Here is a 1089-nt window from a genome sequence, read left to right on the forward strand (position 1 = left end):
GAAAACGGTTATAAAGTCGCCGTACTAGAAGCTGCTCGAATAGGTTATGGTGCAAGCGGGCGCAATGGCGGTCAATTGGTAAATAGCTACTCACGTGACATTGATGTTATAGAGCGAAAATACGGCAAGACGACGGCGCAAGCCCTCGGGAGTATGGCGTTTGAGGGTGGTGACATTATTCGCAACCGTATCGAGAAATATAACATTGACTGCGACTACCGGCCCGGCGGTATTTTTGCGGCATTCAATAAAACGCAAATGGGTCATCTTCAGGGTCAAAAAGCACTATGGGAGAGCCTTGGTCACCAAGGCCTAGAGATGCTCGATGGCGAAGCGATTCACAAAGAGATCGCGACGGATGCATATGTTGGCGGCTTACTCGATAAAACCGGCGCGCATGTCCATCCCTTGAATCTTTTGTTAGGCGAAGTGAGAGCGTTTGAGTCTTTGGGCGGACGTGTGTTTGAAGACTCCAAAGTAATCGATGTTGTTCGCTCGGAGCGCCCAGTGATCAAAACAGACGCGGGCTCCGTTACCGCAGATTACTTAATTGTCTGTGGTAATGCGTATCTTGGTGGATTATTTCCAGAATTGGCATCGAAGACCATGCCATGTGGAACGCAAATCGTCTGCACCGAAGTGCTACCCGAAGAGCTTCAAAAGGAACTCATCCCCAACAATTACTGTGTCGAAGACTGTAATTATAAGCTTGATTACTATCGCCTAACTGGGGATGGTCGACTGCTCTTCGGCGGCGGGGTGACTTACGGTGGCGGAGACCCGGCATCGATTGAACGGTTTTTGCGACCACATATTGAACGCGTGTTCCCGACGCTCACTGATATCAAGCTAGATTATTCTTGGGGTGGAGACTTCTTATTAACGATGAACCGCCTCCCCCAGTTTGGCCGCATTAATAACTCGATTTACTATGCACAAGGTTACAGTGGGCATGGCGTAACAACCACCCACCTAGCCGGTAAGCTAATTGGTGAAGTCGTGAAAGGTCAGGCTGAACGGTTTGATGCATTTGCGTCACTCAGACACATGCCTTTTCCTGGCGGACAAATGTTTAGAGTGCCCTATACG

At 49.3% G+C, this 1089-nt stretch carries 1 protein-coding gene; it reads left to right on the forward strand.

Annotation, left to right across the window (positions count from 1 at the left end; translation table 11 throughout):
- The coding region (locus tag A3750_RS12580) for an FAD-binding oxidoreductase (protein WP_068548324.1) at positions 1 to 1089 on the forward strand (1089 nt) is incomplete at both ends.

This window comes from Oleiphilus sp. HI0079 (assembly GCF_001635105.1).